Here is a 15,952-nt window from a genome sequence, read left to right as displayed (position 1 = left end):
AGAGGAATCCATGTCCCGTCCCACCGTCCTGTTCGTCTGCGTCCACAACGCCGGCCGCTCCCAGATGGCCGCCGGCTACCTGCAGCACCTCGCAGGCGACCGCATCGACGTGCTGTCGGCCGGGTCGGAACCCAAGGATCAGATCAACCCCGTGGCGATCGAGGTCATGGCCGAGGAGGGCGTCGACATCGCCGGCAACACCCCGAAGATCCTGACGGTGGATGCCGTTCGCGAATCCGACGTGGTCATCACGATGGGCTGTGGCGACGCCTGCCCGATCTTCCCCGGCAAGCGCTACGAGGATTGGCAGCTCGACGACCCGGCCGGCCAGGGCACCGAGTCCGTGCGTCGTATCCGCGACGACATCCGCGGACGTGTGGAGGCGCTGATCGGCGAGCTCGCCCCGATGTGATCCGTCGGGCGCAGGGCGACGACGGGACGCCGTCGCAAATCTAAGAACCGTCTCGTCATCGGCTTAGTCGAGCTTTACACCCGATCTCCAGCATGAGGTGTGCGGGAGTTCCCCGCACTCGCGGGGCATCCCGCGTCACATCGACTGGAGAGTGCCGTGGTCATACGCATCGCCCTCTCGTCGCACGACTCCGTCGGACTCGGACACGTGCGGCGCAATCTCGCTCTCGCGCACGCTCTCACGCGCAGCCTTCCCGCGCTGACCGGCGAGGAGGTCACCGGTGTGCTCATCACCGGGCAGGCGTCGGCGACCTCCTTCGCGGCCCCGCCGGGATGGGACTGGGTCGTTCTCCCCAGCGTCACGGTCGGGGAGGGCGGCTACCGCTCTCGCCACCTGTCCGCGGGGATCGACCGGGTCACCGGCATGCGCGCCGGGGCCGTCGCCGGCGTCTTGCGTGCCTTCGGGCCCGACCTGTTCGTGGTCGACCGCCATCCCTTCGGCGTCCACGGAGAGCTGCTGACCGCTCTGCGCGAACTGCGGGCGACCCGGCCGTCGTGCGTCACGGCCCTGGGCCTGCGCGACGTGCTCGACGAGCCGTCCGTGGCGCGGGCCGAGTTCCGGGCGCTCGGCGGCGCCCGCGCCATCCGCGAGTACTTCGACGCGGTGTGGGTGTACGGCGACCCCACGGTGCACGACCTGCGCGAGAGCGGCGAGACGCCGCCCGGACTCGCGCCGCTCATCCGCCACACCGGCTATCTGTCCCACGGCCGCCCCTCGGATGCCGCTCCGTCAGTGAGCGGCCCGTTCGTGCTGACCACGGTGGGCGGCGGCTCCGACGGCGTCGACATCGCCCTTGCCGCGGCTGCGGCCTCCGTCCCCGACGGGCACACGCACCTGATCGTGACGGGGCCGCAGATGTCGCCGTCGGATCGCGCTCGTGTCCGCGGCGCCGCGGGGCCGGCGACCGAGGTCGTCGAGAGCGTCCCCGACATGCTCGGTCTTCTCCGCCAGGCCGCCGCCGTCGTGACGATGGGCGGCTACAACACCGTGTGCGAGGTCATGAGCACCTCGACGCCGACGCTCGTGGTGCCACGCTGCGGCCGGCGTGACGAACAGCGCATCCGCGCCCGGGCCCTGCAGCGCATCGGCGCGATCGAAAGCGTCGAGGCGTCGGTCCTCGACGGCGCGGTCGTCTCGGACTTCTTCGACAGAGCCCGCCGCACCCGCACCGACCGCAGCGGAGTCGATCTCGACGGACTCGCGGCCGTCGCGCCGCTCGCCGCACAGCTTCTCACCCGATCGACGCAGGAGGTCGTCGCTCATGCCGTCTGAATCCACCCCCCTCATCGGATACGTCCTCAAGATGTACCCGCGCTTTTCCGAGACGTTCGTCGTGACCGAGATCCTCGCCCGCGAGGCCCGCGGCGAGCGCCTCGAGATCTTCGCGCTCCGCCCCAACGACGACACCCGCTTCCACGCCGAACTGGCCCGCGTCCAGGCTCCCGTGCGGGCCGTTCCCGTGCCTCGTCGCCTCTCGTCGGCCTGGGAGGGCCTGCGCGGTGCGGCCCGCGAGCCCGAGCTCTCGGCGGCGGTCGCCCGCCATCTCCCCGAGCTTCTCTCGGCCGACGCCGACGACGCCCTGCAGGCGATCGAGGTGGCCCGGCAGGTGCACCGGCGCGGGATCACGCACCTGCACGCCCACTTCGCCTCCACCGCGACGACCGTGGCCCGGCTGGCGGCGCTGCTCGCCGGTATCCCGTACTCCTTCACGGCGCACGCGAAAGACATCTTCCATTCCTCGGTCGACCCCGTGGATCTGGAGCAGAAGCTGTCGGATGCCGCGTTCGCCGTGACCGTGAGCGACTTCAACCTGCACCACCTCCAGCGGACCTACCGCGCGACCGCCGCCGTCGCGCGCGTGTACAACGGCCTCGATCTCGACCGGTTCCCGTTCGTGCCGCGCCCGGCGCGCGGCGGGACCCTGCGTCTGCTCGCGGTCGGCCGACTCGTGGAGAAGAAGGGCTTCGCCCTGCTCATCGACGCCGTGGAGCGCCTGTGCGGCGACGGGATCGACGTCACGCTCGACATCGTCGGCGACGGCGAACTCTCCGCGCCGCTCCGGTCACGCGCGGAGGCCTCAGCGGCGAGCGCCGCGATCCGCTTCCTCGGTCCGCTCCCTCAGGGCGACGTGGCGACACATCTGCGCGAGGCCGACGTCTTCGTCGCCCCGTGCCTCGTCGGGTCCGACGGCAACGCCGACGGGCTGCCCACCGTCCTGCTGGAGGCCATGGCCACCGGCATCCCGTGCGTGTCGACCGCGGTCACGGGAATCCCGGAGATCATCGTCGACGGTCGAACCGGCATCCTCTGCGAGCCGGGCGACGTGGACTCGCTCGTCGACGGGCTCCGCCGCGTGACCCGCGCCGACTACCCGGTGCGCGAGACCACACGACAGGCGAGAGCGCTCATCGAGCAGCGCTTCGACTGCCGACGTCAGGCGCAGCAGCTGGCGGAACTGACGGCGGCGGCCGCGGCCGCCCAGTATCGGGAGGTGGCGTGATGCGCGTCGCGTACATCGTGGCCGACCCCGGTGTGCCCGTGTTCGGCACGAAGGGCGCGAGCGTGCACGTGCAGGAGATCGTGCGGTCCTTCCGTGCCCGGGGCGCCGAGGTGACGGTCTACGCCACCCGGCGGGGAGATGACGTGCCCGCCGACTTGGCCGACCTCCGTGTGGTCGAGCATCGCGTTCGGGGAACAAACACGGCCGACCGCGAGCGCAGCATCCGCGCGGCAGCCGCGGCGCTCGCCGCCGCGGCCATCGACGACGGGTGTGACCTGGTCTACGAGCGGTTCTCGCTCTTCTCGGATGCGGCGGCGCAGGTCGCCGCCGCCCGCGGCGTGCCCGCCGTGCTCGAGGTGAACGCCCCGCTGATCGACGAACAGCGACTCCACCGCGAGCTGATCGATGAGCAGCGGGCGGTCGCGACCGCGCACCGCGCGTTGAGCACCGCCGATGTCGTCGCGTGCGTCTCCCGACCCGTCGCAGCCTGGGCGAGGGAGCACGGTGCGCGTGACCCGCTCGTGGCCCGCAACGGAGTGAACACCGACCGCATCCGGCCTGCCCTTGCGCGCCGCCGGGCCGACGCGACACCCGTCGTCGGTTTCGTGGGCACCCTCAAGCCGTGGCACGGCGTCGACGTGCTCGTGGATGCCATGGCCGACCTCGCGCGTCGGGGGCGGCGCGCGCGCCTGCTCGTCGTCGGCGACGGCCCCGAGCGCGCGGCGCTGCACGAGCGAGCCGACGCGCTCGGCATCGACGCGGGGTTCACCGGTGCCGTGGCCCCCGCGCACATGCCGACCGTGCTGACGCTTCTCGACGTCGGTGTCGCGCCGTATCGCGCGGCCGACGACTACTTCTCTCCGCTGAAGGTGTGCGAGTACCTCGCCGCGGGCGTTCCCGTGGTCGCGAGCGACGTGGGCCAGGTGCCGGAGCTCGTCCGGCACGGGCGCACGGGTCTCCTCGTGCAGCCCGGTGACGTGCCCGCCCTGGCGGACGCCCTGCAGCTCCTGATCGACGACGCCGGGCTGTGCGGCCGCATGGCCGATGACGCGCGCCGCTACGCCTTGGCCAAACTCGGTTGGGACGGCGTACTCGATCGCATCCTCGCCGGCATTCACGAGCGGGTGACCTCGTGAGGCGCGGACGGACGCGGGCCGAGCGCCCCTCGCCGCGCGCTCTGCGGCGCAGCCTTGCGATCGTGCGGCCGCACCTGCGCGGCAAGGCCTCGCTCATCGTCCTCGGCATGGTGGCTCTGCTCGCCGACGTCGTCTTCCGTGTGCTCGAGCCGTGGCCGCTGAAGTTCGTCGTCGACTCCGTCTCGGTGAGCCTGGGCGCCACCGCGGGGGCCGCGGCCGGCATCCCGCAGGCGTCGTTCGGTCTTCTGGTCGCCTGCGCCACTCTGCTGCTGGGCCTGATCGCTCTGCGCGCGGTCTCGGCGTATGCGAGCACCGTCGCGTTCGCCCTGGTGGGATCACGCGTCGCCACCGAGCTGCGATCCCGGGTGTTCGCCCACGTGCAGTCGCTCTCGGCCCGGTACCACTCGACCGCGTCGTCGGGCGACGTGGTGCAGCGGCTCGTGGGCGACATCGGGCGTCTGCAGGAGGTCGCGGTGACCGCGGGACTCCCGCTGGTGGGGAACATCCTCACGCTCGTCGTCCTCGTCGTGGTCATGTCGTTCATGGACCTGCTCCTCACGGCCGTCGTGGTGGTCGCCGCGCTCCTGTATGCCCTGATGTCGCGGACCAGTTCCACGCGCATCACCGCGGCATCCCGGACCACCCGCCAGGGCGAAGGGGCTCTCGCCGACACCGCGTCCGAGGCGCTCGGCGCGATTCGCGTCGTTCAGGCCTACGGCCTCGAAGACCGCCTGGGTGGAGCCTTCGCGGCCGGGAACGACCGCGCATTGACCCAGGGAGTCCGGGCACGGCGCCTCGCCGCGGGACTGGAACGCCGCACCGACCTCCTCGTCGGCCTCGCCACCGCGACGGTGCTCCTGGGCGGGGGATGGCAGGTGCTCTCGGGCACGATGACTCCCGGCGATCTCGTCGTGTTCGTGGCGTACCTGAAGCTGGCCATGCGTCCGCTGAAGGACCTCGCGAAGTACACCGGCCGCATCGCCCGCGCCACCGCCTCCGGCGAGCGCGTCGCGGATCTGCTGGACGAACCCGTCGAGATCGCCGACGACCCGTCCGCCGCGCACCTCCCGCGGCTGCGCGGCGACGTCTCGTTCGAGGGCGTCTCGGTCGAAGACGGCCGCGGCCGCGCGGTGTTCGAGAACCTGACGCTCCACATCCCCGCCGGTCAGAACGTGTGCCTTCTGGGGCCCTCCGGAGCGGGGAAGTCCACTCTCGCGGGGCTCCTCGTGCGGTCGGCGGACCCGCGCTCCGGACGGGTGCGGCTGGACGGGATCGACATCTCCCGCGCGGCCCTCACGAGCGTGCGTGCTTCGGTATCGCTGCTCCTGCAGGAGTCGGTGCTCTTCGCCACGACCGTGCGTGAGAACATTCGCTTCGGTCGACTGGATGCCACGGATGCCGAGGTCGAGGAGGCCGCGCGTCGCGCCGACGCTCACGACTTCATCTCGGCGCTGCCCGAGGGGTATGACACCGTTCTCGGTGCGCGCGGCGACACGCTCTCGGGTGGGCAACGCCAGCGCCTCGCCATCGCCCGCGCGATGCTCCGCGACAGCCCCGTCGTTGTTCTCGACGAAGCCACGACGGGACTGGACCCGCAGTCGCGCGCGCAGGTGGGCGCGTCGCTCAGCGAGCTGACGCGCGGCCGCACGACTGTCTCGATCACCCACGACGTGACGCAGGCCCTCTCCGCCGACCGCGTCGTGTGGCTCGAGAACGGACGCATCGTCGAGGACGGCGCGCCCCACGAACTGCTCGCCGCCACCGACTCGCGCCTGCACGCGTGGGTGCAGCGCGCGGCCGACGACAGCACGGTCGCTCTGCCCGCGGGGGTGGGCGCGTGAATGCTGCCGTGCACGAGCTGGCCGGCCGCGACCGGGAGCTCAGAGGGCTCGCTCTCTTGCTGGATCCGACAGCCCTCGGCGCCCTCGTCGGCGCTCCCGCCCGGATTCGCCACGTGCGTTACAAGCCGGGAACCAGCCTGCTCGCCTCGTTCGACACGACGCACGGGTCGTTCTGGGCGGGGGTCTGGCAGGACGGCGACAAAGCGGAGTCCGCTCGACGCCGGAGCCGCGCGGTCTCGGCCCTCCCCGGCATCGCCCACTCCGCCGTGGGGCCCGCGCGCAGCGATCGCGTCCTGGTCGCGGCGCTCACGCGGGCCGAGCGCGCCGAACCCGCGCTGCGCGACGCATCGGTCGTGCGCCACAACCCGGGGCGTCGCCTCGTGCTCCGCACCCGAGGCGAGTACGTCAAGACGGCCCCGGGCCGTGCCGACGCGGCGCTGCGGCACGCCCACCGTCTGCGGAGCGCCGGCATACCGACCGTCGAGGCCCGGCGGCTCTGCGGCGACCACACGTGGGCGGCGGCCGCGTGGGGGAGCGGCGACCTCGAGTCTCACCCCTCCGCGCCCCACGCCGCAGCCGCCGGCGCGGCCCTCGCCCGGGTCCACGCCCACTCCTCGGGCGCCCCGGTCGAGGACACTGCGGACGGGCGCGCTGCCGCTGCCGTGCGGGCGGTGCGCACCGTGCTGCCCGCACTCGCCGACCGCGCTCACGCGCTCTCCCTCCGCCGGCCGATCGCGGGCCGTCCTGCCCTCGTGCACGGCGACTTCAGCGCCGACCAAGTGCTCGTCGACGGGCGCGACGAGGTCCGCCTCATCGATCTCGATCGCATGGGCACCGGCGACCCGGCCCGGGATCTCGCCAGCTTTGCGGTCGAGGAGCTCTTGCGCACCGGAGGTTCACCGCTGACCGAGGCACTCTTCGGCGCCTACCGCACGAACGGCGGCACCGTGAGCGAGGGGGAGTGGCGGTCGTGGATGCCGCTGTGCGCTCTCGAGCGGGTCATCGAGCCGTTCCGGCACGGCGAGCAGGACTGGCCGACTCTGGTCGAGTCCCGACTGCGCCAGGCGGAGGAGGCGCTCTCGTGATCCTTCCCCCCGCCCACATCGACGACGCCACGGGCGCCTGGACGGTCCACCGCGCCTGGCCGTCCTCGACCGGGTGCGACCTCGAGGTCGTCAGCCGTCGCGACGGACGGATTCGGGCCGGTCGCTGGCGCGACGGTCACGCGGAAATCGCCCCCGCCGACCATGACCGCCATCTCCCCGGCTTGGCCCGAGCGGTGTCGGAGGGCACTGTCGTGTCATGGCGACGCGGGCGGCGGGTGGTCGTGCACGCGCACGACGGTTCGGGCTACCTCAAGGTCGTGCGCGGCGACACCGTGGCATCCGTCGTCGACTCGCACGCCCGCGCCGAGGTGTTCCGCGCCGCCTTCCGCACGCCGGATGTCACGGTGCGCGATCCCGAAGGCTGCGTCCACCTCTCCCGCGTGCCGGGACGAACGCTGCACGACCTCGGCGCCGACGCAGCCGTGGGCGATGCCACCGTCGCGCGCGCATGGTCCGCCTGGGCGCGGGGGTGGACCGAGGTGCTCGCCGCCGCACCGGCGGCCGATGCCGCGCGCCACACTCATGCGGAGGAGATCGCGGTCCTGGTGCGGTGGCGTGATCTCGCGCTGCGCGCAGGAGTCGACGCGCGGATCGCGACGGCGTTCGATCATGCCGCGACCCGGCTGGATGATGCGCCGGGACAGGCCTCGGTGACCGCCCACCGCGATCTGCACGACAAGCAGGTGCTGTGGGACGGCCGAGAGGGCGGCCTCATCGACCTCGACACCGCCTCGCGGGCGGAACCAGCTCTCGACCTGGCCAATCTGCGCGCACACGTGTCCTGGCGCCACGCGCAGGGGAGGCTGTCGACACCCCGCGCCTCACACGCGCGCCACACCGTCGATGAGGTCGCGGCCCGCGCGGGCGTCGACCCGGCGCGGATGGCCGCGTACGAGGCATCCACTCGCCTGCGCCTCGGCGCCCTGTACCTCTTCCGACCGGCGTGGCGCTCGCTGGCGACACGCTGGTTGGCGCGGGAGGCCGCTCAGACGAGCCGGTAGCCCACCCCGCGGACGGTCTCGATCCGGTCGGAGCCGAGCTTCTGGCGCAGGTAACCGATGTAGACGTCGGCGACGTTGGATCCCGGATCGAAGTCGAAGCCCCAGACGCGGCTCAGCAGCTGTTCGCGGCTGAGCACCTGTCCGGCATGACGGATCAGTTCTTCGGCGAGAGCGAACTCCCGCGCCGACAGCACGACGTCGCGACCGGCGACCGAGGCGGTGCGTTGCCGCACGTCGAGCTCGATATCGCCGTGCCGGAGTTGGGGCGCAGCCGCCGTCGGCTCGCGCCGGATCCGCAGACGAATGCGGGCGACGAGTTCGTCGAAGCGGAAGGGCTTGCCGAGATAATCGTCGGCCCCGCCCTCCAAGCCCGCCACGGTGTCTTCGAGCTCGATGCGCGCCGTCAACATGATGACGGGCACGTCGGAGCCGGAGCCACGCAGGTGCTCGAGCACCTGGAAGCCGGTCATCCCGGGCAGGTTGACGTCGAGCACGACCAAATCGAACTCGCCCGAGAGCGCGAGGTCGAGCGCCTCGCTCCCGCTCCCGGTCACCCGCGTCGCGAAGCCGGCAGCGCGGAGTCCCTTGTCGATGAAGGCGGAGATCCGCGTCTCGTCGTCAGCGATCAGAATGGATGCCACATCAGTCCTTGTCAGTGCGGGCCGCGGGGGCGGTGGCCGGGGGAGCGGGTCGGGGCGGGACGATGATCGTCGCCCCGCGGGCGCGTACGACGTCCGGCGCGAGCGCGTCGTCGGACAGGGGGACGGCGAGGACGAATTCCGCCCCGGGACCCGCGGTCGGGTCCTGCACCCGCGCGGAACCGCCGTGCCCCTGCGCGATCGCCGACACGATGCTCAGCCCCAGGCCGCTGCCTCCGGTGCCGCGCGCGTCGGTGCCGTCACCGCGGTGGAACCGGGCGAAGACGCGTTCGCGCTGGTCGGGGGCGACGCCGCGTCCGTGGTCGCGGACGACAAACTCGAGCATGCCGGAGCGTCGTCGGCTGCCGATGATCAGATCGCCCCCGCCGTGGGTGACGCCGTTCTGCGTCAGCTGCAGCAGAGCTTGGGTGATGCGGGCGGGATCGATCACCGCGCGGACGTCGGCGACCGGGCCGAGGCGAACGAGGGCTCCGTCGATGCCGCGCGCCTTCACGGCCACCTGCCGGACGAGTTCGCCGGCATCCGTCTCCTCCGGACGGAGCGGACTCGGACCACGCAACGCCGCTTCCTGCGCGAGGTCCTGCACGAGCTGGCCCATCCGACCGAGTTCGTCGAGCGCGAGCGCACGCGTGGCACGCACGTCGTCCGGGTCGTCGGCATCCATCACGTCGAGGTGCCCACTCACGATCGTGACCGGGGTCTTCAGCTCGTGCCCGACGTCGCTCAGCAGGCGGCGCTGGGAGCCGAGGGCGTCGTTGAGCCGGTCGAGCATGTCGTTCATCGTCGCCGCGAGCGCCGAGACGTCGTCGGTGCCGTGGACGGGGAGGCGCTCCGCCAGGGAACGCGCGGACACACGCGCGGCCGTCTCCCGCATCTGACGCAACGGACGCAGCAGCCGCGCGGCGACGATGCCGGCGCTCGCCGCGATCAGCGCGAGGGCGACGGCGGCCGCGATCAGGTACACGCGCGCGGGGTCGTCGATCTCGGCGAGCTCGCCCTCGAGGTCGTACGCGGTGACGAAGAGCACCCGCGTGGGGTCGGGGGAGCCCTGGACGGTGATGGGGGCGGCGAGATACCGCCACGCGACGCCCTCCTCGGCATACGTGCCGATGACGGGGGAGTCCGCGACGGCTGCGCTCACGTGCGGCACGAACCCGGGGGCGGACTGGAGGTCGACGTCGAGGGGCACGCCGGGGATGAACGCGGCGGCACCGTCGATCACCCCGAGGGCACCGGTGTTGTCGTCCGGGCTTACCCGGATGACGGTGGCCTCCAGGGCGGCCGTGGAGGAAGCCCAGGGCAGGTCGCCGCTGCCCGCGGCGACGAGCGCACGCGCCGATTCCAGTGCGGCTTCCAGACGGACGTCGACCGCGGCGAGGATGCGTGAACGCTCGACGATGTAGACGGCGGCGCCGACCGAGAGCATGGCGACCGCGGCGACGACCGTGATGACGATCACGATGCGGGTGCGCACCGTCCATCCACCCCGCGCGTCGGACACGGGGGAGGGCGGCATGGTTCTCAGTATGCCGGGAGGCGACGGCGAGTCCGGGCTGTCTAAGAGCCCTCTCATGCACGCCTTCCGACGCGCTTATCGCTCGTCGGCACGATGGAGTCATCGCCGGATGAAGGAGAGATCGTCATGACACGTCGCACGTGGGTCGCCAGCGCGCTGATCGTCGTCGCCGCGGTGGGAGCCGTCGGTGCGACGGCCGCCGTTGCCTCGGCCTTCGAGCCGCGCACCGTCACCGATCGGGAGTTGTCGGGAGGCGTGCTGACGAGTGACCCGTCGCTGGGCACGCCGTCGCCCACCCCGACGCCGACCGGCCCGGACATTGGCGAGGGAGCCGGATCCCCCGTGGAGCAGACCGCCCCCGTCGATCCTGCGCCGGCGCCGACGGCAGCACCTGCCGCCCCGCAGCCGGTCGCCCCGCCGGCGCCGCAGCCCGTCGCTCCCTACGATGACGACGACGATGACGACGATGACGATGACGACGACGGGGATGACGACTGAGGCGAGCTTCACGACACGGCTCGGGCCCGTGACGCCTCAGAGGCCTGAGATGAGCAGGAGCCCCACGACGATCTCGACAAGCACCCCGACAGCCAGCAGGCAGGGGAGCGTTGGCCGCGAGGTGGTCGCTCCGAGACAGAGCGCGATGAAGCCGACGATTCCGAAGACCACCGACGAGCCCCAGAAGACGACGGCCGGCAGGATCACCGCCATGCTCGACGCCCCCGACACCGTCGCGTTCAACCCGAAGGTCCACAGCAGGATGAGTGTCAGCATCGTCAGCGCAACGGAGGACAGCACGATCGAGGCCTTACGGCGGCGGTCACGGGGGAGTCGGGGGGAACTCATCTGCTCACCGTAGCGGTGGCCGAGCACCCGCGTCGCGGGAAGGCCCCGCTCCCGTGAAACTGACATAATGTGCATTATCGGTTATGCAATCGGAGACCCGGCAGGCGCATGCGCCGGAACCGTTACGCGACCGTCTCCTCTGGGAACGTGACGTGAACGAGCGGACTTCCGGCCATCCATGCGTCCAGCGTCGCGACCGGTTGAGGCAGTCCGGCAGGATTGCTCGGCTGATTGAGGTCGTCGATGACGCTGCGAAACACGCGCCGTCGCGTCCATTCATCCGTGACGGCTTGTCCGACGGCGGCGAGGTCCGCGCGGACACCGTGCTTCAGATGAAAGGTGAAGCGAGGGTTGGCGACGATATTCGCGTACCAGTCGCGCCGCGCCGGCGTCGTCGTCAGATAGATGTCCCCGTCGGCTCGATAGAACCAGATCTCGATGCGACGCTTCCGACCCGATCGCGCGCCGGTCGTTGTGATATCGACGGTGCGCTCCCACGCCGACGATGCGGGCGTGATCGCCAAGGCTTTCGCGATTCTCGGTTCCATAGCATCCTTTGGAAGTAAATATTTACTTATACTCTAGGACAGGTGCACGAGCGAGGAGGTCGAATGTGGGTCCTGACGCAACCACGACAAAAGCGCGCCTGCTGACCGCGGCCTGTGACGAATTCGCCCGTGTCGGTTTCGCCGGCGCGCGCGTCGACCGCATCGCGACAGCTGCCGCTTCCAACGTGCGCATGATCTATGCCCACTTCGGGAGCAAGAGCACTCTCTTCGACACGTGCTTCGCACACATGGTGGCCGCTATGGCGGAGGCGGTCCCCCCGCGCGGCGACGATCTGCCCGAATGGGCGGCCGAGCTCGTCGAGTACCACGACCGCGACCCCCGTGCCCTGCGGATCAGCATGTGGGCTCAGCTCGAGCGACCCGAGAGTACAGCCGAGCCGCTCCGGGTCTACGCGGCGAAAGTCGCCACCGTCCGCCCGGACCTCACCCCCACGTCGTTGCGCCCAGCGGACGTCCTGATCATGGTCTATGCGATCGCACAGTCCTGGCACCTCTCCCCCGATGGCCTCGTCCAGCACGCCGCCACCACCACCGCCGAACGTGCATGTGCGGCGCGGGTGGCAGTGGCTCGCATCTTGGGCACACCGGAGCGGCCACCGACGTAGGACGCCGCGCGGGCTTCACGCTGCCGGCGTCGGACCACGCACCCGCAACCTCACGCCGCGTCCCGTGACCGGGCTAGGCTCGCTTCAATGGAATCGCGACGTCGCCCCCGCGGCGCGCGGGTCTGCCCGGGAGCCGCGCAGTGAGCGGCATCCTGACGGGCTTCGCCGTCATCGCCCTCGCGGTCGTCGTCGGCTATGTCATCGCCCGCATCGATCTGCTCGGCCCGCACGCGCGCCCGGTGCTCAGCCGCCTGACCTTCTTCGTGCTGTCGCCGTTCCTGCTGTTCGTGGTGCTGGCCCGCGCCGACGTCAAGACGCTGTTCTCAGCGCTGCTGCCAGTGTCGATGATCACCGCGGCGATCATCATCCTCGGGTACGCGTTGGTGTCGAAGTTCGTTCTGCGCCGCCGTACGGCCGAGACGGTCATCGGGTCGCTGTCGGCGGGACAGGTGAACAGCAACAACATCGGCATCCCGATCTCGCTCTACATGCTGGGCGACGCGGCATATTCGGCTCCGGTCATCCTGTTCCAGCTCCTCGTCCTCATGCCGATCGCCCTGGGGATCCTGGATGCCGTGACCTCGGGCTCCCGCTCCCCTCGCCGCATCCTCACGCAGACGGCCAAGAACCCCATGCTCATCGGGTCGGCGCTCGGTGTGCTGGTGGCGGTGCTCGGCATCCCCCTGCCCCCGATCGTGATCGACCCGGTGGCGTTCTTCGCGGCGGCGTGCGTGCCGATCCTGTTGATGTCGTACGGGATGTCGCTGTACGGCCAGCGGGTGCTCACGCAACCGGGACGGCGCATCGATGTCGTCCTGGCGTCCGTGCTGAAGCTCGTCGTGATGCCGGCGATCGCGTGGGGCGTCGCCGTGGCGTTCGCTCTGCCCGCGGACCAGATCTTCATCGTGGTGACGCTGGCCGCCCTGCCGACCGCGCAGAACGTCTTCAACTTCGCGCAACGCTACGGCGTCGGCGAGATCCTGTCGCGCGACGTGGTGTTCATCTCCACCGTCGGGTGTCTTCCGGTGCTGTTCGCAATCGCCCTGCTCCTGGGCTGAGTCCGCTCCCCCACGACACCGGGCGCAGGGTCTATCGTGAAAACGAAGCTCTCAGCATTCACCCAGGAAAGGCTCGCCATGTCCACTTCCACCTCCTCCGGCACGCCGGCACTCACGGCCGTGCGCACGGCCCTGGCCGTCAGCGGCGCGATCTCGCTGATCGTGGGTCTGTTGATCCTGCTGTGGCCGGGACGCACCGCCCAGGTCGCCGTCGGCATCATCGCGGTCTACGTGATCATCGCCGGCCTGGTCAACATCGGAATCGGCATCTTCTTCCGTTCGGGCTGGGCCCGCATCGGCTACATCCTGCTCGGTCTGCTCTTCATCGTCGCGGGAATCTTCTCGTTCGCGAACCTCGCCGCGACCGCCGTGTGGTTCGGTGTCTTCATCGGCACGCTCGTCGGCATCCTGTGGATCATCGAGGGCGTCGTCTCGCTCACGACCCTGAGTCACGAGACGTCGCGCGGCTGGACGATCTTCTTCGCGATCATCAGCATCCTCGCAGGCGTCGTGCTGCTGTTCTCGCCGCTGCTCGGCGCCGTGACCCTGTTCATCCTGATCGGGGCCTCGCTCGTCGTCCTCGGCGTGTTCCAGATCGTCCGCGCCATCCGGTTCGGCAAGACCGCCTGACGCCGAACGAGAAGGGGCGCGGATGCCAGGCATCCGCGCCCCTTGTCCCGTTCACGCAACGGGCAGGTGTGTTCTCCACCACTCGAGCACCGCGTCGAACCGCTGCACGCGGTGACGCGGGCGGCCGCCGCGGGTGAGCTCATGGTCCTCGCCGGGGAAGACGAGCATCTCCGCGTCCACGCCGTTCTGCTTCAGCGCGGCGTAGTAGCGCGTCGCCTGCTCGAGCGGGCACCGGAAGTCGAGTTCGGAGTGCAGCACGAGCGTGGGCGTGAGCACCCGGTCGACGACCGCCATCGGGCTCTGCGCGGCGATCCGCGCCGGATCAGTGCCCACGTACTCCTGCCCGAAGAACGACCCGATGTCACTCGACCCGGGGAACGCGACGGGATCGAGGAAGCCACGTTCCACGATCGCCCCGGCGAACCGGTGGTCGTGCGCGATGATCCACGCGGTCATGTACCCGCCGTAGGAGCCGCCCATCACCCCGACGCGCTCGGCATCGAGGCGGGAGTCGGATCCCACCACGCCGTCGAAGAAGTCCAGGACGTCGAAGTAGTCGAGCGTCCCCATCGCCTGGCGGATCGAGCGGCCGTGGGCCCGGCCGTATCCGGCGCTCCCCCGCGGGTTGCTGTAGACGACGGCATAGCCCGCGTCGACGAGAACCTGCGTCTCGTCGAACAGGTGGATTCCGTACGAGGCGTACGGTCCGCCGTGGATCTGCAGGATGACCGGGAACGGCCCCTCGCCCTCGGGGACGGCGACCCAACCGTGCACGGGGTACCCGTCGCGCCCGGCGATCTCTCGCTCCTCGGGCACGGCGACGCCGCGCTCGCGGGCCGCGTGCCCGTGGTCGGTCAGCGCGCGCCGGGTGTCGTTCTCGACGAGGAACAGCTCCCCGTACGACGCCGGCAGGGCGACCGCCGCGACGATCCGATCGCCCGCGGCCGCGTGTCCGGTGACCTCGATGTCGCCGCCGAGCACCTCGCCGACCTCTCCCCCGCGCGCGACGCGGAGCAGTCGCATCCGACCGCGCGTGCGGTCCTGCACGAGCACGTCGTCGCCCGCGAACGACAGGTGCGAGCCGACCTCGCCGAGGTCGATGGTCTCGGGGTCGGTGAGCACCCGCGGCCCGTCGGCCCCGAGGAGCCACAGGGCCGTTCCGGGCGCGACGAAGTCGATGCCGGAGGGGCCGACGTCGTTGCCGCGCAGGAACACGGCTCCGTCCGGGGCCACCGCGACCTCGTCGATGGACAGGTTCGCCGAGACGCCGAGCACCTCGCGCTCCCCCGTGCCGTCGACGGAGACCGCGACGACGCGCGAGCGCAGGTCGCGTGCGCGATCCTCGACGACGTCGGGGACGCTCAGCAGCTCGCGGCCGTCAGCGCTCCAGACCACCCCCGACCAGCTCGTCGCGCCCTCCGTGAGCCGACGCGGCGCGCTCGGAACGACCCGCTTCTCCGGGGTCACGACGTCGGGCGCGGGCTCGTAGAACGGCTCGGCGTCCGGCGCCGGCGCGTCCACGACGAACAGATGCGCCGGGCGGTCGAGGTAGCCGTGGCCGTTCGCGTGCCAGCGGATGCCGGTGATCCGGCGGGGCGGTTCGGCGGCGGCATCCCGTCCCTCCACCGTGCCGTAGCGACCGGGCTCGACGATCCGGGCAGTAGCGACCCGTCGGGCGACCAGGACAGGTCGGTCACTCCCCCGGCCTGGTCGGTGACCTGAACGGGTTCACCCCCGACGGACGGAACGACGAAGATCTGCGCACGGCCGCGGGCGTCGGCGCGCAGGAACGCGATCGTGGCGTCGTCAGGAGAGAGCCGAGGCGCACGGTCGGCGACGCCGCGCGTGATGCGGCGCGGAGTGCCGTCGGGCAGATCGACGCGCCACAGCTGACCCACCGCGCGGTCGGCGGCGATGTCGGGGCGCGACGTGGCGTAGACGGCGAAGGCGGCGTCGGACGCGAGCGCGGGGCGCCCGACCGACACGAGGGTCTCGATGTCGTGGGCGCGCACG

Annotated in this window: 15 protein-coding genes and 1 pseudogene; 11 read left to right on the top strand and 5 right to left on the bottom strand. The window is 71.3% G+C overall.

Features of this window, described 5'->3' with window-relative positions:
- Nucleotides 1-10: 10 nt before the first annotated feature.
- The 7 genes from D8Y23_RS05405 to D8Y23_RS05375 all read left to right on the top strand — a co-directional run bounded on the left by D8Y23_RS05405 (nucleotide 11) and on the right by D8Y23_RS05375 (nucleotide 8,056).
- The gene (locus tag D8Y23_RS05405) at nucleotides 11-412 is read left to right on the top strand and encodes an arsenate reductase ArsC (RefSeq protein WP_128217146.1); all 402 of its coding nucleotides are present in this window, start codon (nucleotides 11-13) and stop codon (nucleotides 410-412) included.
- Between the two features lie 156 nt (nucleotides 413-568).
- Nucleotides 569-1,744 carry a glycosyltransferase family protein gene (locus tag D8Y23_RS05400; RefSeq protein WP_128217145.1) on the top strand — a complete coding sequence of 392 codons (1,176 nt, stop codon included), beginning with the start codon at nucleotides 569-571 and terminating at the stop codon, nucleotides 1,742-1,744.
- Nucleotides 1,734-2,972, top strand: coding sequence for a glycosyltransferase (locus D8Y23_RS05395; RefSeq protein WP_128217144.1), 1,239 nt, complete (start codon nucleotides 1,734-1,736; stop codon nucleotides 2,970-2,972). Before D8Y23_RS05400 ends, D8Y23_RS05395 begins: the two co-directional genes overlap by 11 nt.
- Nucleotides 2,972-4,108, top strand: a complete 1,137-nt coding sequence (locus D8Y23_RS05390) for a glycosyltransferase family 4 protein (protein ID WP_128217143.1) — start codon at nucleotides 2,972-2,974, stop codon at nucleotides 4,106-4,108. The genes D8Y23_RS05395 and D8Y23_RS05390 overlap by 1 nt, the downstream gene beginning before the upstream one ends.
- Complete coding sequence (locus tag D8Y23_RS05385) at nucleotides 4,105-5,949, top strand: ABC transporter ATP-binding protein (protein ID WP_240663795.1); 1,845 nt, start codon at nucleotides 4,105-4,107, stop codon at nucleotides 5,947-5,949. Before D8Y23_RS05390 ends, D8Y23_RS05385 begins: the two co-directional genes overlap by 4 nt.
- Complete coding sequence (locus D8Y23_RS05380; RefSeq protein WP_128217142.1) at nucleotides 5,946-7,034, top strand: phosphotransferase family protein; 1,089 nt, start codon at nucleotides 5,946-5,948, stop codon at nucleotides 7,032-7,034. The genes D8Y23_RS05385 and D8Y23_RS05380 overlap by 4 nt, the downstream gene beginning before the upstream one ends.
- Nucleotides 7,031-8,056, top strand: coding sequence for a hypothetical protein (locus D8Y23_RS05375; RefSeq protein ID WP_128217141.1), 1,026 nt, complete (start codon nucleotides 7,031-7,033; stop codon nucleotides 8,054-8,056). Before D8Y23_RS05380 ends, D8Y23_RS05375 begins: the two co-directional genes overlap by 4 nt.
- On the opposite strand, the gene D8Y23_RS05370 is transcribed toward D8Y23_RS05375, so the two are convergent.
- Both D8Y23_RS05370 and D8Y23_RS05365 read right to left on the bottom strand, forming a co-directional pair.
- Nucleotides 8,041-8,697, bottom strand: a complete 657-nt coding sequence (locus D8Y23_RS05370; RefSeq protein ID WP_128217140.1) for a response regulator transcription factor — start codon at nucleotides 8,695-8,697, stop codon at nucleotides 8,041-8,043. The two genes, D8Y23_RS05375 and D8Y23_RS05370, sit on opposite strands and share 16 nt — an antisense overlap.
- 1 nt (nucleotide 8,698) lies before the next feature.
- Nucleotides 8,699-10,231 carry a sensor histidine kinase gene (locus tag D8Y23_RS05365; RefSeq protein ID WP_164878149.1) on the bottom strand — a complete coding sequence of 511 codons (1,533 nt, stop codon included), beginning with the start codon at nucleotides 10,229-10,231 and terminating at the stop codon, nucleotides 8,699-8,701.
- A gap of 126 nt (nucleotides 10,232-10,357) precedes the next feature.
- Here D8Y23_RS05365 and D8Y23_RS05360 point away from each other — a divergent pair, with 126 nt between their 5' ends.
- The gene (locus D8Y23_RS05360) at nucleotides 10,358-10,729 is read left to right on the top strand and encodes a hypothetical protein (RefSeq protein WP_128217138.1); all 372 of its coding nucleotides are present in this window, start codon (nucleotides 10,358-10,360) and stop codon (nucleotides 10,727-10,729) included.
- 36 nt (nucleotides 10,730-10,765) lie between these two features.
- On the opposite strand, the gene D8Y23_RS05355 is transcribed toward D8Y23_RS05360, so the two are convergent.
- Nucleotides 10,766-11,077, bottom strand: coding sequence for a hypothetical protein (locus tag D8Y23_RS05355; protein WP_128217137.1), 312 nt, complete (start codon nucleotides 11,075-11,077; stop codon nucleotides 10,766-10,768).
- Between the two features lie 122 nt (nucleotides 11,078-11,199).
- Nucleotides 11,200-11,625, bottom strand: coding sequence for a nitroreductase/quinone reductase family protein (locus D8Y23_RS05350; RefSeq protein ID WP_128217136.1), 426 nt, complete (start codon nucleotides 11,623-11,625; stop codon nucleotides 11,200-11,202).
- Nucleotides 11,626-11,690: 65 nt separating this feature from the next.
- Here D8Y23_RS05350 and D8Y23_RS05345 point away from each other — a divergent pair, with 65 nt between their 5' ends.
- The 3 genes from D8Y23_RS05345 to D8Y23_RS05335 all read left to right on the top strand — a co-directional run bounded on the left by D8Y23_RS05345 (nucleotide 11,691) and on the right by D8Y23_RS05335 (nucleotide 13,939).
- Entirely contained in the window at nucleotides 11,691-12,251 is a 561-nt protein-coding gene (locus D8Y23_RS05345) for a TetR/AcrR family transcriptional regulator (protein ID WP_164878148.1), read from the top strand.
- Nucleotides 12,252-12,391: 140 nt separating this feature from the next.
- A complete protein-coding gene (locus D8Y23_RS05340) occupies nucleotides 12,392-13,309 on the top strand; it encodes an AEC family transporter (RefSeq protein WP_128217134.1) in 918 nt (305 codons plus the stop codon).
- A gap of 78 nt (nucleotides 13,310-13,387) precedes the next feature.
- Nucleotides 13,388-13,939: an HdeD family acid-resistance protein gene (locus D8Y23_RS05335; RefSeq protein WP_128217133.1), complete on the top strand. Its 552-nt coding sequence runs from the start codon at nucleotides 13,388-13,390 to the stop codon at nucleotides 13,937-13,939.
- Between the two features lie 51 nt (nucleotides 13,940-13,990).
- Here the strand turns inward: D8Y23_RS05335 and D8Y23_RS05330 are convergent.
- Nucleotides 13,991-15,951 (bottom strand): annotated as a pseudogene (locus D8Y23_RS05330) (S9 family peptidase).
- Nucleotide 15,952: the final 1 nt, after the last annotated feature.

The sequence above is a fragment of the Microbacterium enclense genome, assembly GCF_004022425.1.
GTDB classification, from domain to species: Bacteria; Actinomycetota; Actinomycetes; order Actinomycetales; family Microbacteriaceae; genus Microbacterium; species Microbacterium enclense_A.
This window is presented reverse-complemented; position numbering and strand designations above follow the sequence as displayed.

Excerpts from the sequence above, each read along its gene's own strand:
- D8Y23_RS05390 (WP_128217143.1), top strand. The coding sequence starts at position 2,972 with ATGCGCGTCGCGTACATCGTGGCCGACCCCGGTGTGCCCGTGTTCGGC.
- D8Y23_RS05335 (WP_128217133.1), top strand. The coding sequence starts at position 13,388 with ATGTCCACTTCCACCTCCTCCGGCACGCCGGCACTCACGGCCGTGCGC.
- D8Y23_RS05405 (WP_128217146.1), top strand. The coding sequence starts at position 11 with ATGTCCCGTCCCACCGTCCTGTTCGTCTGCGTCCACAACGCCGGCCGC.
- D8Y23_RS05395 (WP_128217144.1), top strand. The coding sequence starts at position 1,734 with ATGCCGTCTGAATCCACCCCCCTCATCGGATACGTCCTCAAGATGTAC.
- D8Y23_RS05365 (WP_164878149.1), bottom strand. The coding sequence starts at position 10,231 with ATGCCGCCCTCCCCCGTGTCCGACGCGCGGGGTGGATGGACGGTGCGC.
- D8Y23_RS05350 (WP_128217136.1), bottom strand. The coding sequence starts at position 11,625 with ATGGAACCGAGAATCGCGAAAGCCTTGGCGATCACGCCCGCATCGTCG.
- D8Y23_RS05360 (WP_128217138.1), top strand. The coding sequence starts at position 10,358 with ATGACACGTCGCACGTGGGTCGCCAGCGCGCTGATCGTCGTCGCCGCG.
- D8Y23_RS05355 (WP_128217137.1), bottom strand. The coding sequence starts at position 11,077 with ATGAGTTCCCCCCGACTCCCCCGTGACCGCCGCCGTAAGGCCTCGATC.